General features: G+C 38.6%; 14 protein-coding genes. 7 read left to right on the top strand and 7 right to left on the bottom strand.

The window, feature by feature from the left end; translation table 11 throughout:
• Positions 1–10: 10 nt before the first annotated feature.
• The 4 genes from ACLCDL_RS11720 to ACLCDL_RS11705 all read right to left on the bottom strand — a co-directional run bounded on the left by ACLCDL_RS11720 (position 11) and on the right by ACLCDL_RS11705 (position 7,382).
• Positions 11–2,944: a SusC/RagA family TonB-linked outer membrane protein gene (locus ACLCDL_RS11720; RefSeq protein ID WP_423148490.1), complete on the bottom strand. Its 2,934-nt coding sequence runs from the start codon at positions 2,942–2,944 to the stop codon at positions 11–13.
• A gap of 281 nt (positions 2,945–3,225) precedes the next feature.
• Positions 3,226–5,106, bottom strand: coding sequence for a 7TM diverse intracellular signaling domain-containing protein (locus ACLCDL_RS11715; protein ID WP_423148489.1), 1,881 nt, complete (start codon positions 5,104–5,106; stop codon positions 3,226–3,228).
• A gap of 120 nt (positions 5,107–5,226) precedes the next feature.
• A complete protein-coding gene (locus ACLCDL_RS11710) occupies positions 5,227–6,063 on the bottom strand; it encodes an oxidoreductase (RefSeq protein WP_423148488.1) in 837 nt (278 codons plus the stop codon).
• Positions 6,064–6,146: 83 nt separating this feature from the next.
• Positions 6,147–7,382: an NADP-dependent isocitrate dehydrogenase gene (locus tag ACLCDL_RS11705; protein WP_423148487.1), complete on the bottom strand. Its 1,236-nt coding sequence runs from the start codon at positions 7,380–7,382 to the stop codon at positions 6,147–6,149.
• Positions 7,383–7,521: 139 nt separating this feature from the next.
• On the opposite strand from ACLCDL_RS11705, the gene ACLCDL_RS11700 reads away from it, so the two are divergent.
• A complete protein-coding gene (locus tag ACLCDL_RS11700) occupies positions 7,522–7,956 on the top strand; it encodes a hypothetical protein (protein ID WP_423148486.1) in 435 nt (144 codons plus the stop codon).
• Positions 7,957–7,994: 38 nt separating this feature from the next.
• On the opposite strand, the gene ACLCDL_RS11695 is transcribed toward ACLCDL_RS11700, so the two are convergent.
• Complete coding sequence (locus tag ACLCDL_RS11695; protein ID WP_423148485.1) at positions 7,995–9,800, bottom strand: DNA polymerase III subunit gamma/tau; 1,806 nt, start codon at positions 9,798–9,800, stop codon at positions 7,995–7,997.
• 96 nt (positions 9,801–9,896) lie between these two features.
• Between ACLCDL_RS11695 and ACLCDL_RS11690 the strand changes: the two genes are divergently transcribed.
• From ACLCDL_RS11690 to mtgA, 5 genes are all read left to right on the top strand, one after another.
• Positions 9,897–10,484, top strand: coding sequence for a Uma2 family endonuclease (locus ACLCDL_RS11690; protein WP_423148484.1), 588 nt, complete (start codon positions 9,897–9,899; stop codon positions 10,482–10,484).
• 281 nt (positions 10,485–10,765) lie between these two features.
• Positions 10,766–11,131, top strand: coding sequence for a 30S ribosomal protein S6 (gene rpsF, locus ACLCDL_RS11685; protein WP_423148483.1), 366 nt, complete (start codon positions 10,766–10,768; stop codon positions 11,129–11,131).
• Positions 11,131–11,394 carry a 30S ribosomal protein S18 gene (gene rpsR, locus ACLCDL_RS11680; RefSeq protein WP_423148482.1) on the top strand — a complete coding sequence of 88 codons (264 nt, stop codon included), beginning with the start codon at positions 11,131–11,133 and terminating at the stop codon, positions 11,392–11,394. The genes rpsF and rpsR overlap by 1 nt, the downstream gene beginning before the upstream one ends.
• Before the next feature lie 12 nt (positions 11,395–11,406).
• Positions 11,407–11,850: a 50S ribosomal protein L9 gene (rplI, locus tag ACLCDL_RS11675; RefSeq protein WP_423148481.1), complete on the top strand. Its 444-nt coding sequence runs from the start codon at positions 11,407–11,409 to the stop codon at positions 11,848–11,850.
• A 57-nt stretch (positions 11,851–11,907) separates the two neighbouring features.
• Positions 11,908–12,618, top strand: coding sequence for a monofunctional biosynthetic peptidoglycan transglycosylase (mtgA, locus tag ACLCDL_RS11670; RefSeq protein WP_423148480.1), 711 nt, complete (start codon positions 11,908–11,910; stop codon positions 12,616–12,618).
• 53 nt (positions 12,619–12,671) lie between these two features.
• On the opposite strand, the gene ACLCDL_RS11665 is transcribed toward mtgA, so the two are convergent.
• Positions 12,672–13,157, bottom strand: a complete 486-nt coding sequence (locus tag ACLCDL_RS11665; protein WP_423148479.1) for an ABC transporter ATPase — start codon at positions 13,155–13,157, stop codon at positions 12,672–12,674.
• Between the two features lie 75 nt (positions 13,158–13,232).
• Here ACLCDL_RS11665 and ACLCDL_RS11660 point away from each other — a divergent pair, with 75 nt between their 5' ends.
• Complete coding sequence (locus ACLCDL_RS11660) at positions 13,233–13,679, top strand: hypothetical protein (RefSeq protein ID WP_423148478.1); 447 nt, start codon at positions 13,233–13,235, stop codon at positions 13,677–13,679.
• A 2-nt stretch (positions 13,680–13,681) separates the two neighbouring features.
• On the opposite strand, the gene ACLCDL_RS11655 is transcribed toward ACLCDL_RS11660, so the two are convergent.
• Entirely contained in the window at positions 13,682–14,479 is a 798-nt protein-coding gene (locus ACLCDL_RS11655; protein ID WP_423148477.1) for a (Fe-S)-binding protein, read from the bottom strand.
• Between the last annotated feature and the right edge of the window lie 16 nt (positions 14,480–14,495).

The raw sequence follows: 14,495 nt of genomic DNA, 5'->3' as shown, positions 1-14,495 counted from the left end.
GTGCAAGAAATTAAAATGACACGTTTAAACCAAAAATCAGGTTACGGGTTTGAGGATAGGTTCCAAAATCAACACCCTGAACTGTGTTTGAACCACCAAAAGAATTCACTTCCGGGTCAAATCCTTTGTAATCTGTAAAAGTTAACAGGTTTTCTCCAGTTACATACAGTCTTGCACTTCCAATTTTAGCTTTGTTTAACAGGCTTTTAGGAACATCAAAACTTAGTGTTGCTGATTTTACCCGCAAATAAGAACCATTTTCAATAAACCGGGTAGAGATGCGTGAGTTATCAGTTACTCCAAATTCAGCTCTTGGGATATCTGTTACCTGGCCAGGTGTTGTCCAGCGCCTTAACACATCTGCGCTTTGGTTTTTCGGATCAACCATGCCTTCAGTATCGATACGTGTTGCATTCAGAATATCATTACCCTGTGATCCTTGCAGGAAAATATTCAGACCAAAGTTTTTATAGGTAAATGTATTTGTAAATCCGTAAATAAAATCAGGATTAGGATTTCCTATAAATCTTCTGTCTGATGCGGCTGGATTAGCGGTGCTGTTGCCATTTGCATCCAGGTAAAGCAGGTCGCCTGTTTGAGGATCTACAATGTCAGCTACATATCCGTAGAACATTCCAAGAGGATATCCTTCTTTAATCAGCACAGCATCGCCTCTTGAAGCTACTCCGCCCTGAGCTATTTCCTGGCCTACAACACTTAATACTTTGTTTCTGTTAAAAGAGATATTAAAATCAGTTTCCCACTGAAAATTCTTTTTAACGAAATTTCTGGAGTTTATCTGAAATTCTAAACCTCTGTTTTCAACTGAACCAACGTTTTGTAGCCCGTTATCAAAACCAGTAGATCTTGGCAATGGAAGATTCAGCAGCAGGTCGTTTGTCTTCTTCAAATATGCTTCCGCACTGAAATTAATTCTCGAATTAAGAAGAGCAACGTCAAGACCTACGTTTGTTTGGGTTGTTTCTTCCCATTTTAAGTCTGAATTTCCAATAGTGGAAGGATATGTTCCGGGAAGAATCGCCGGGCCGATCAGATAATTAGCACCGGGGCTAACAAGAGCAAAGTGCGCATAGTTCCCAATCTGATCATTTCCTACAATTCCCCATGAAGCCTTTAATTTCAAATCATTGATGACGTTAATATTGTCAAAGAAAGGCTCTTCTGATATTCTCCATCCTGCAGAGAAAGACGGGAAATATCCCCATTTATTGCCAGGACCGAAAGCAGACGATGCATCTGCACGGAAATTCGCCTGAAATAAATATTTGTTGGCAAAATCATAAGTTAACCTGCTAATGAAAGATTGATTTGCTTTTTCAGCTTTATCTGCATTAGCAGTGTTAATAATTGAACCTCCGTTTGGAGTTGTTACAGCAATACCCGAGAAATTACGTCTTTCAATAGAGCTGTTTTCCCATCTGTATTTCTGGAAAACCATACCGGCTAATGCGCTGAAGTTATGTTTTCCGATAAGCTTGCTGTAGGTTAATGTATTGTCAGTAATCCAAAAATTACTCAGGTTAGTTCCATAGCTTGCAATACCACCATTGGCTCTTCCCCAACCGCTTCTGATAGGGTCTAAGAAAGAGTCGTTCGCAGCATTACTATAGTCAATTCCTATGTTACTTTTAAATTTCAATCCTGGGAAGAAGGTAATTTCTCCATAAGCATTTCCTAATAACCGTTGGTTTTTATATCCTCTGTCTGTACCATCGGTGCTTGAAATCGGATTTTCCCAATCCTGAAAGGGATTTCGGGTGAACGTTCCGTCAGGGTTGTAAATGCCAATTACAGGAGGAGTTGAAATAACACCCAAAATAACACCACCGGAGTTAATTGGAGCATTATCGTTTACGTTAACGTCGTGGTACCGGGTATAAGCTAAGTTTGTACCAACGTTTAACCAATTGTTCACTTTCTGATCTAAGTTAACTTTGAAGTTATAACGATCCATCTCAGAGCTGCGAACCGCTCCTTTTTGCTGAACCCAGCCACCTGAAATATAATAAGAGGTTTTTTCATTTTTACCAGAGATGGCTAACTGATAATTTTGCGAAGCTCCATTTTGGAAAACTTCGTCCTGCCAGTTGGTATTGGCTGTGTACAAGCTCCAGTCTGTGTTTTGTCCCATTTCTGTCATTAAGTCCTGGTATTGTGCGCCATTTAGCACATCAAGTTTTCTCCAAACTTTAGAAAAACCGGTATAGGCAGTAAAATCAAATTTAGTATTGGCTGTTTTACCTTTTTTAGTAGTAATTAAAACTACGCCGTTTGCTCCCTGAGCACCGTAAATTGCTGCTGAAGCGGCATCTTTCAATACAGAAATACTTTCAATATCTGCTGGATTTAAAGAGCGGGTATCACCGGTTGGAACCCCATCAACTACGTACAAAGGTTCGCTTGAGCTGTTAATAGAACTGGTACCCCTGATCCGCATACTTAATCCTGCAGAAGGTTTTCCGGATGAGGATAATACCTGAACACCGGAAGTTTTACCTTCAAGCATGTTCGACATCTGGGTATTAGGTCTGTTTTCAAAAGCTTCAGCCGATACAACACCTACAGAACCGGTTATATCACCTTTCTTTTGAGATCCGTAACCTACTACAACCACTTCATTTAACTGCGTGTTTGCTTCTGCCAGTGTAATATTAACCGTTGTTTGATTGTTAATTGCAACTTCTTTGGTTTCAAAACCGATGTAGGTAAAAAGCAGTGTTCCGTTTTGCGGAGCGTTTAAAGCATAGTTTCCGTCAAGGCTGGTTGTAGTCCCCTGGGTTGTACCTTTTACCAGGACAGATACTCCCGGTAGCGGTTCGCCACGGTTGTCTTTTACAGTACCTTTTACTGCGATGTTTTGTGCAAATGACCACAAACATCCTAACAGTACAAAGGCAATAGAGAGTAACGATTTTCTTCTCATGATTACATTAATTTAATAAGCTTTTTTATTAGCGGTGTTAGATTAGTTTGCTCAAAATTATTGAGCTTTAGTATATAAAAGCAAATATTTGCGATAAAAAATTTGTCATAATTTGCTGATAGTTAGATAGTTATACTGATAATGATACGCTTTAGAACCATAATAGTTGAACACGATAAAAGGCTGTAAATCAAATCAGAATAGCCTTTGTCAACAGTGCCAGCAGAATGGAATTGATACGCTTAATTACCGGGCAGTTTTTCTAAGAAATAGCAGCTTTTTTAGTCTAAGACAAGTTTGCTCCAGCCCTGATTTCCGGCATTTTTAAGATCTTTTTTACGCTCGTCCATTATTTTTTTAACTTTTGAGCTGTAAGTCCAGCAGGTGCTTTGCCGGATATCCAGAATTTCGCCAAGCTTGTGCGATGATATTTTTCCTTTTGTGGAGTAGATCAGGAATATCATGTAAAATGCTTTGTTAATAGGAATTCGTGTATTCTGGAAAATGGTATTGGCTGTAACAGACTCTTCATAGCCGCATTTGCTGCATCTTTTGCTATGAGGTAGATGCCCGTTATAATGATGTGAATTGCCACATTTCCGGCAGGTGTAACCTCTCTTCCACTTTAAATCGGCCAGAAACTCAAAACAGGCCTCCTGATCGGGATAAATTTTGCTGAATTCTGTAAAATCCACATCAGCAGACATGATACGGGCACGCGTAACATTTTCAATATTGCTTTGAAGTTCGATGTTATCCTGTTCCAGTAAAACATTCATTCTTGAAATCTCTTCTGCCTGTTGTTGCAGGAGTTTATTCACCTCCTTCAATTCTTCATTCTGCTGCTCAATAATTGTTGATTTTTCAATAACTTCTTTTGTTCGCTCTGAAACCTGGCTTTCCAGCTCTTTGTTCAGAATATCTTTAAGCCGCGAATTTTCTTTCATTTCGCGGATGGTTCTTTGCTGGGCTTTATCTTTTTGTACCTTCAGTATCCGAACTTTATCGCCTATAGCGAAAGAGAGTAATACCATTTCGAGAATAAAGCAAAAACTTAAACTGTAATAGCTTATTACCCCAAAGTTCAGCCAGCCATTGGTAAGTACAATTAAAAGCTTGATAGTAAATCCTAAAAACAGCAAACCGTATCCGAGCACAAAAAAACGAGCGGGCCGGTAGCCTTTTCTGAATATGTAAATGCCAGTAATAAAAGAAGCTAAAAGTGGAACAAATTCAAGAAACTTATAATTTAACCACTCTTTGTACAGCAAGCTGAACAGGAATATAATGGTTCTTAATCCAATAAGGCCGTTTATCAGCTTATAAAGAGCGGGTGCTTTTGCTTTAACATGCAAAAGATCACGGGTAAACAGCAGTGAAAAGATGCTTACAAAATACAATGCAATTCCATAAGCATATTGATTCCATTCCGGATCATTCGGCCACAAGTACTGGTAGGCAATGCCATCTGCTGACATTTGATACAGGCCTACCGCTAAAACATACAATACAAAGTCCAGATACTGGCGCTGGCGTATTGCAAAAAACATCAGTAGATTGTAAAAGCTGAACACGAGGATCATCCCATAAAAAATTCCAAAGGAGAAATACTCATCAAGGGCATAATGGACGAACCAATCAACCGAACGAAGTACTATAATAATATCTGCTATCTGGCGTGATTTAACCTTGAAATAATATACATGGTCTTTATTGCGGGTTTTATCCAGCGTTAGTTCAAAGTTTTTATGATGCAGCTGTCGCTGATTAAACCTGTAATTATCTCCCAATGCCTTTACAGTATACTTGCCATTTCCTTGAGGCAAATAGGCGGTAAGTTCATCAATCGTTTGGTCAAAAAATTCAAGAATATATTCTTTCTTCAGGTTTTTGCCGCCTCTTATTTTTATGCGGTACCAGTAGGTGGAGTTAAAGTTCTTTGCCTGGGGAGTACTTGACCTGCTTGGCCTGAAATGCTGCTCGAATCTTTTACTGCTGATTTGGCTAAAAGGGATTTTGCTGGTAGAATCCTCAAAAATCTGAATCTCTCCATAAGAAAAGATGTGCTGGTCTAGCGAGTCATTTATAACAACGGTTTGCTGTGCAAACGCATCAGACAGAAACCCGAAACAGGCAATAAGAGCAATAAAATAACACCTCACGAACGCTTACAAAAAACAATTTTACTGAAAGGGTTCGAATTTATTCAAAATTGAGCTTTTATACAGAATGATACTTTTAATATTACTCAATATTGACGCGGAATTTTTGCAATTCTGTATTTAAAAATCAGTGTTTAGGGATTGCTCTTCCCATTGTTTGCAATCCTGTTCAACCATGTTAAGCTTTTCTTTAACAGCGCCCAGGGCAGTTTTTCCCAAAGGCAATCGCAAAGGCGGATTTTCGCTGTTAACAGCAGCAATGATCACTTTTGCTGCTTTTGCCGGGTCGCCGGGTTGATTGCCGCTATAACCTTGTACAGTTTCTATTCTTGTTCCTGCAGTATCGGCATAATCTTCTATAACTTTTTCTGCCCTCGCAGAAGAAGTTCCTGCCCAGTCGGTAAAGAAAGGCCCCGGCTCCACTATTGTTACTTTTATATTGAGAGGAGCTCCTTCATAAAAAAGAGCTTCGCTAAATCCTTCCATGGCAAATTTGCTTGCATTGTATAAACCCATGCCTGGATTGGATTTTATTCCGGCCATTGATGAAATTTGTACGATATGCCCGCCTTTTTGTTGCCGCATTACAGGAAGAGCAGCTTGCGTTAATGCCAGTGCACTAAAGAAATTTGTTTCCATTTGCTTCCTGGCTTCTTCCATACTTACTTCCTCAATAGCCCCAAATAAGCCGTAGCCTGCATTATTTACCAGAATATCAATTCGACCAAATTTTGCAGTTATTGTTTCTATGGTATCAGGAATTTGGTTGTGATGGTTAACATCCAATTGAATGGCGAATGTTTTGCCTGGAACGAGGTTTTCAAATTGTTCTGCCTGGTCAGGTTTCCGAAGAGTTCCTATTACAATATCTCCTGCTTCTGCTGCTTCTTTAGCAAGAGCCCTTCCCAGTCCGCCGGATACACCGGTTATAAGCCAAACTTTTGAAGAAGAATTCATAAATAATTAAATCAGAATAAGCTCAAAATGTTTCCGGGCTTTTATAAATAAAAAAACCTGCTTGGGGCAGGTTTTTTATTTAATTATTTAGCAAGTTTTGCTTGTAGTGCCTGATCAATGGCATCCAGAAATTCTTCTGTATACAAATAGTCTGTACCGTGCTCTACTTTTGGTTTTATAGAAATGGCAAGGTCTTTAGTCATTTTTCCGCTTTCAACCACTTCAATACAAACTTGTTCAAGTGTATGGCAGAAATTGATCAGTTCCTGGTTGTTGTCTAATTTTCCACGGAATTCCAAGCCTCTTGTCCAGGCAAAAATAGATGCAATAGGATTTGTTGAAGTTGGATTTCCTTTCTGATGTTCGCGGTAGTGACGGGTTACAGTACCGTGAGCCGCTTCAGCCTCCATTGTTTTTCCATCAGGAGTAACCAGTGTTGAAGTCATCAACCCTAAAGATCCGAAACCTTGTGCAACTGTATCCGATTGAACATCTCCGTCGTAGTTTTTACATGCCCAAACAAAATTTCCATTCCATTTTAAAGCTGAAGCAACCATATCATCAATTAAACGGTGCTCATAAGTTAAACCGTTCTTTTCGAACTCGGCTTTATATTCCTGTTCGTAAATTTCCTGGAAAATGTCTTTAAAACGGCCATCGTATTTTTTGAGGATCGTGTTTTTTGTAGATAAATATAAAGGCCACTTTTTCATCAAAGCCTGGTTAAAACAAGCATGAGCAAAGCCCCGGATAGATTCATCTGTATTGTACATTGCAAGAGCAACTCCATCGCCTTTGAAATTATATACTTCGTATGATTGTGTTTCACCTCCATCTTCGGGGGTAAAAGTAATAGTCAGTTTACCTTTTCCTTTAGTTACAAAATCTGTTGCCCGATACTGATCGCCAAATGCATGACGGCCAATACAGATCGGCGCAGTCCAGTTTGGAACCAGGCGGGGAACATTGCTCATTACAATCGGTTCGCGGAAAACAGTGCCGTCCAGAATATTCCGGATAGTTCCGTTTGGCGATTTCCACATTTGTTTCAGCTTAAATTCTTCTACACGTGCCTCATCGGGAGTAATAGTGGCGCATTTAATACCTACACCGTATTGTTTAATAGCGTTTGCCGCATCTATAGTAACCTGATCGTTGGTTTCATCTCTATACTCAATACCCAAGTCAAAATATTTAATATCCAAATCCAGGTATGGAATTATCAATTTATCCTTAATAAACTTCCAGATGATACGGGTCATTTCGTCACCATCCAGCTCTACTACCGGATTGGCTACTTTGATTTTTTGTACTGACATATGTGGTTTTTATTATTTAATTACCTTTGGCGCCAAAGATATAAATTTTGTAACGACCAATTATGTTTAAAGAAATATGAAAAGCTTTTGAAAACATTTATCAGTCTATTTATCTTTTATAAGAAGAAAATTGAGTTTTATGGATCCAAAAAATAAGTTCTATCCCGGATTTAATGACGAAAATCTGGACAGAGATAAAGTACTGAAAGATGAGCTTGGTGCGGAAATAGATAAAGATGACCTTTCTTTTAATGAAGAGGAAAATAGTTATGAATTGGATGTAGAGAGCAAGGACGGTGATTATTTTCATCCAGATCCGTATGATACCGCGGCAAAAAACGGAGAAGATTATAATTCTACATACGACGAGGCAAACGCTGCAGCATTGGATGAATACAGTAAAGATGCATCGTTAGAAACCGATCTGGACGATTTAGGAATGCATATTGACGATGGCTCAATTGTAGAGGTTGACCCAATTGATGAAAGTTTAGCTCAAACTCCTGAAGACGAGCGGGACGACCTGGACGAAGAAGGGTATCCGAAAAATGACGCTGACCAGCCAATGAAATAGAAGCTGAATAAGCTACTTTTTACAATTCAGTTTACGGTCTACATTTCCAGTTCCAGGTTAAACTTTCGTCTGAACTCTTCCAGTTTGGGGTTTTTTTCAACCATATGCTGGTATTTCTCGGTTGAGGTGTATAGTAGTTTTTTTGCTGTTTGTTCGGCCTGTGTGGGGACAAGATCAATGGAAAAGTTTTTTAACTCCACCCGTATGTAGTTTAAAAGATCAATCTTTTCAATACTAAGCAGGTTTTCCTGTATTTTATTTTCTATCGCAACACCTATCTGAAAGTCTTCCAAAATTCGTGGGGGATTAGAAGTCATAAGTGTAAACAAGTTGAGTTTTCCGGCTTGTTTAGCTTTTGCAGCAAAATCGTTCCAGGTTTTTATAAATTCTTCGGGTGTAAACGGCTCCTTGCTTTCACCTTTAATAAAATCCGGTTTATCTTCTTCCCGATTCTCCTTCGGTTTTTCCAGATCGTTCAGGTTAGGAATAAGTGATGAAGAACTGTTTAACCCGGTCTTTAGCTGAACTTTTGGTTTCTCGACAGATTTCACAGCCGGTTCTGAAAGTGCGGGAATAACAATCGGTTCTTTAATATATTCTGTAACTTTTTCCCGAGCTACGGGCTCCGGTGTTTCCGGTTTTTTTGCAGACGGTACGGGTTGTTTTTCTGCTGTCTTTATAGAAGGAATTACTGTATCAGCTTTTTTTTTTACTTCTCCGTTTGCCAATGCAGAATCGGATAAGTTAAATGCGGAAGCAATATGGCACATTTTCATCAGAGCCAGCTCTACCTGTAATCGCTGGTTTTTGCTGTTCTTGTAATTTAAATCGCACTGATTTGCGATATTTAAAGCGGACAATAAAAAGGATACCGACGAAGTCTGGGCCTGCTGTAAGTACTTTTCTCTTATTCCTTCGCTTACCTCAAGTAATTTTAAAGTAGCAGAATCTTTACCAACCAATAAATTACGCAAATGAGAAGCTAAACCGGTAATAAAATGGTTTCCGTCAAAGCCATTTGCAAGGATATCATCAAAAATAACTAAGGCCTCAGAAGTATTCTCCTGCAATAAAGCATCTGTAATCCGAAAATAATAGTCATAATCCAGAATGTTAAGATTGTCAATTACGGCTTTATAAGTTACATTACGGTTCGAAAAGCTGACAATCTGATCAAACATCGACAAGGCATCACGTAGTCCACCATCCGCTTTTTGAGCTATCAAGTGTAAACCGTCATTGTCATACGCAACGTTTTCTTTGTTAGCAATAGATGCCAGATGACCTGCCATATCCTCTACACGAATACGATTGAAATCAAATATCTGGCAGCGGGAAAGAATAGTGGGTAGTATTTTATGCTTTTCGGTTGTTGCAAGAATGAAGATGGCATACGAAGGCGGTTCTTCCAGTGTCTTTAAGAAAGCGTTGAAAGCCGCCTGCGAAAGCATGTGCACCTCATCAATAATATATACTTTATATTTTCCTGTTTGAGGAGGAATGCGAACCTGTTCAATTAAACTGCGGATATCATCAACAGAATTGTTGGATGCGGCATCTAATTCATGAAAGTTAAATGAATTGCCGTTTTGAAAAGAACGGCATGAATCGCAAGTTCCGCAGGCTTCAATTTCTGGTGTGAGATTTTGGCAGTTAATGGTTTTTGCCAGAATCCGGGCACAGGTAGTTTTACCAACGCCACGCGGCCCGCAGAATAAAAATGCCTGTGCAAGCTGATTGTTTTTTATTGCATTTTTCAGCGTTCCTGTAATATGACGCTGCCCTACAACACTTTCAAACGTAACTGGTCTGTACTTTCTTGCTGAAACAATGAAATTATCCACGGGGTTAAAAATAAAAAGAAGATATGAGATTTGATAACGGAGATTGGAGTTTATATTAAATCAGCATAAATAACTATTTTTGAGAAAAGACTTAAAATGCAATTATCTGATCTGGACATAAACAAAACGTATTCGTATGCCGATTATTTAAAATGGCATTTTGATGAGCGGATTGAGCTTATAAAAGGTAAAATATTTAAAATGAGCCCGGCCCCCGGGTCTTATCACCAACGTATTTCCGTATACTTGGTAAACAAGATATTTAATTACCTAAATGGAAAACGGTGCGAAGTCTTTTCAGCTCCTTTTGATGTTCGTTTACCCCGAAAATCAGAGAACGATAAGGAAATTTGCACGGTAGTTCAACCTGATATCTGTGTAATATGCGATCCGGAAAAAATAGATGAACGTGGCTGCTTAGGCGCTCCGGATATTGTAGTTGAAATTCTTTCCCGTGGAAATAATAAAAAGGAACTTAAAAATAAATATGAGGCTTACGAGGAAGCGTTGGTTAAGGAATACTGGATTATTCATCCTGAAGAAAAAACTTTTATGAAGTATACACTTAATGCGGAAGGTAAATTTATACCCTCACGTTTGCTCACAATAGGAGATCAGGTAACTACGCCTGTATTGCCCGGCTTCGTATTAATTTTGGATGAAGTTTTTAAGGAAAGAAATTAAAAAGCTTCAATTTAAAACGCAAGTTATTTCCTGGCTTCATTTTTCTCTGCATAGACTTTCATAAATAAACCCGATTGCAGCGGATACCTGCCTTGTGCTTAAGGCCTGAGCAGTATGAGCGTAAAGCGGGACTATCAGGTTTTTGAAAATTGGATGCACGTTTTCTAATAATATCTATAACTTATAACATTCAACTCGCAACTTTCATTCATCAACCATTTGACAATTAAAGTATTTCACCTATCTTTGCAGTCCCAAAATTTGGGATAAAAGAAATAACAATGCAACAGTACGAAACTACAATCATTCTTACCCCGTTGTTATCAGACGAAGCTGCGAAAGAGGTTATTGCCAAATTCACAAAAATTATTCGTGATAACGGAGCCGAGATTATCCAGGAGGATAATTGGGGTTTGAAGAAATTAGCGTATCCTATTGAGAAGAAAACTACAGGATACTATCACCTAACTGAATTTAAGGCTCCGGGTGAATTAATTAACAAACTGGAGGTTGAATACAGACGTGATGAGCGTGTAATGCGTTTCTTAACTGTATCTCTTGACAAGCATGCAGTTGCTTACAACGAGAAAAAACGCAGCGGTGCTTTCAACCAGAAAAAACAACAAACTGAGGAGGTAGCTGGATAATGGCAAAAGATCAGATTCAATACGTTACTGCTCCAAAGGTGGAGGATAACCGTAAAAAATATTGCCGTTTCAAAAAGAACGGTATCAAATACATCGATTATAAAGATGCTAACTTTTTGTTGAAGTTTATCAACGATCAGGGTAAAGTATTACCACGCCGTTTAACTGGTACTTCATTAAAGTTTCAGCGTAAAGTAGCTCAGGCTGTTAAACGTGCCCGCCACATCGGTTTATTACCTTACGTAGCAGATTCATTAAAATAGGAGGTAAGCGTTATGGAAATTATTTTAAAACAAGACATTAAGAATCTTGGCGAAAAAGACGATATCGTAAATGTAAAGCCCGGATACGGTCGTAATTACCTTATCCCTAAAGGATTTGCAACTTTAGCAACCGAGTCTGCAAGAAAGGTATTGGCTGAAAATCTTAAACAAGCTCAGTTTAAACAAGAGAAAATTAAGAAAGACGCTGAAGCAATTGCTACCCGACTTGAAGGTGTTAAACTTACAATAGGAGCAAAAGCAGGTGAAAGCGGAAAGATCTTTGGTTCTGTAAACACAATTCAGGTTGCAGACGCTTTAAAGAAACAAGGCTTTGAGGTAGATCGTCGTCGTATTACTTTTGAAACTGAACCTAAATTTGTTGGCGAATATGTTGCAAATTTGAACTTACATAAAGAGGTAAAAGTTCAGGTTCCGTTTGAAGTGGTAGCTGAATAAACGTAAAATATAAATAAAAAGAAGGCGCTCGTTTGGGCGCCTTTTTTATTTTTGTCGATGCTTAAAAAGAAGCCTTCCAAAAAGAAAAAACGAAGCGGAATAGTAAGGACTATATTAAAAGTTATTTATGGATTTTTAGCTTTTACTGTTTTTTGGGTGTTTGTTTACAGATTCGTTAATCCGCCTGTTACCTGGCTCATGATTGAACGAGGCTTTGAAAGGAAGTTTGCCGGAAAAGATTGGAAACTGGAAAAGGAATGGAAGGATTTTGATGAGCTATCCTCTAATTTGAAATTAGCGGCAGTAGCCGGTGAAGATGCTAATTTTTTACACCACTGGGGTTTCGATTTAAAAGCAATTAAAACAGCCTACAAAAAAAATAAACAAGGTACCCGAAAACGAGGCGGCAGCACCATAAGCCAGCAGGTGGCAAAAAATGTGTTTCTGTGGCCAGGCCGCTCCTGGTTGAGAAAAGGTTTCGAAGCTTACTTTACTGCTTTAATAGAAATTTTCTGGAGTAAAGAACGAATTCTGGAAGTCTATTTAAACGTAGCTGAAATGGGCGACGGAATTTACGGTGCAGAAGCCGCAAGCCGTTTTTATTATCATAAAAGTTCATCGGCATTAACTAAAAGGCAGGCGTCTCTTTTGATAGCCATTCTGCCAAGTCCGTTACGATGGTCGCCGGTAAAACCAAGCCCTTTTGTTTCAAGAAAGGCCTATCTTATCAGAAGAAATATGAAGAGCGTTGGGAAATTGAAGTTTTAATCTATAAAAGCTTTTTCAAATCCGGATGATATTGCGATGCTGAAAATTCATACTTATGAAGGCAGCAACTTTCCAAATAAGGATGCATGCCAGCTATCCTTAAAAGGAATTTCCCATTTGCTGTTTAAATCTGCAAAGGTTTGTACAAGGTTATTAAATACAATGGTGTTTTCCGTTACAATACCGCTACTGATTAAGGTTTCAAATTCCTCTCGAGGGCATGATTTTACTGCACCTTCTGTTTTGTAAGCAATATTGAAACGATCAAAGAGGTTAAGGTTAAATTCCTTTTCAATTTTCTTTATCAATTTTACTGAAGAGTCTATTGAGCAGCCGCTCGCTCCTGCATTGTTCTCATCTACTATTAATATAATAAATCGGTGATATCTTATTTCAAATGTCGCTGCCAGTTGTTGTCCGTGCGCCTGCCATTCATCGGTAAAGCTTGTTAAAATCTGTGCTATTTTTTCTTCTTCTAAAGCGGTTAATGCTCTGTCTGATTGATAAATCCAAACACGGGAATTTTCAGAAATATTCATATTCAAATTTAGGATTTTATTAATTTGCTTGTAAATTTCTACAGCGATATCATGTTGCCCTTTTGTAAAAAAAAGTTGTTATCAGGCCTAACTCTTGCAGTTGTTTTTAGTGTGTATGATTCTTCTGTTTCGGCTTTTATAACAGATTCGGGTAAAGATGCAGAACAGTACCTGGTGAAGTGCTTTAATCCGGCGCAGGGTAAGATCCAACTTAGAAAATGGGACCTGAAAATTGAAAACGGATTTTTCAGGTTAAAGAAATATTTTCCTAACGGGAAACAGGAATATTTCTCTTTTCGTTTTGACAAGTTTGAAGATCTTAATTACTCGGGAACTGAGGAAAGTGGTGAACTTGCTATCCGTACAACGGGTGATGATATCATCATTCAAACATACAACGATCCGCAAGGAAACGTGGATTCAATGAGTAGCTGCATTAAAGTCGCATTGAAAAATATTCAAGTTGAACAGCTTAATTTGTTGCAGAAGGATTTTTTAGAGATCAGGACACAACTGAAATAATATTAAATTCCGTTTGCTTTAACAGTAATTTCTGCAATATCTAAAACACGTATATCGGTTTCTTGCTCCTGGTGTTTTACTCCATCACTAAGCATTGTCATGCAAAAAGGGCAGGCAGATGCAACTATCTCGGCTTTAATCTCTTTTGCATCTTCAATCCGTTCGGTGTTTATATCTTTATTGCCAGGTTCCGGCTCTTTAAACATCTGCGCTCCACCGGCACCACAGCATAAGCCGTTCGCTTTGCAACGTTTCATTTCAACCAGATCTGCATCCAGAATTTCCAGTGCCCGTCTTGGCGCTTCATACACTTTATTGCCACGGCCTAAATAACATGGATCGTGGAACGTAATTTTCTTTCCTTTAAAGCTTTCTCCCCGCTCTGCTTTTAATTTTCCTTCGTCAATCAGATTCTGAATTAATTGAGAGTGATGAATTACTTCATAGTTTCCTCCTAAAGAGGGGTATTCGTTTTTTAATGTATTGAAACAATGCGGGCAGCCTGTTACTATTTTTTTAATATTATAGGTGTCCAGTACCTGGATATTGGATATTGCCTGCATCTGGAATAAAAATTCATTGCCTGCACGTTTTGCAGGATCGCCCGTGCAGCTTTCTTCTGTACCCAGCACTGCAAATTTTATCCCAACGTAATTCAAGATTTTACAAATATCCCTGGTAATCCTCTGAGCCCGTTCGTCAAAACTACCGGCACAGCCAACCCAGAATAAAATTTCGGGTTTTTCTCCGTTGGCAGTCATTTCAGCCATTGTTGGGATTTTTAAATTTATATCGGCCATTTAAATTTAAGCTCTT

Source organism: Rubrilithobacter danxiaensis (genome assembly GCF_047272945.1).
GTDB classification, from domain to species: domain Bacteria; phylum Bacteroidota; class Bacteroidia; order Sphingobacteriales; family Sphingobacteriaceae; genus Rubrolithibacter; species Rubrolithibacter danxiaensis.
The sequence above is the reverse complement of the archived record's forward strand: the minus strand, read 5'-3'. Positions and strand labels throughout refer to the sequence as shown.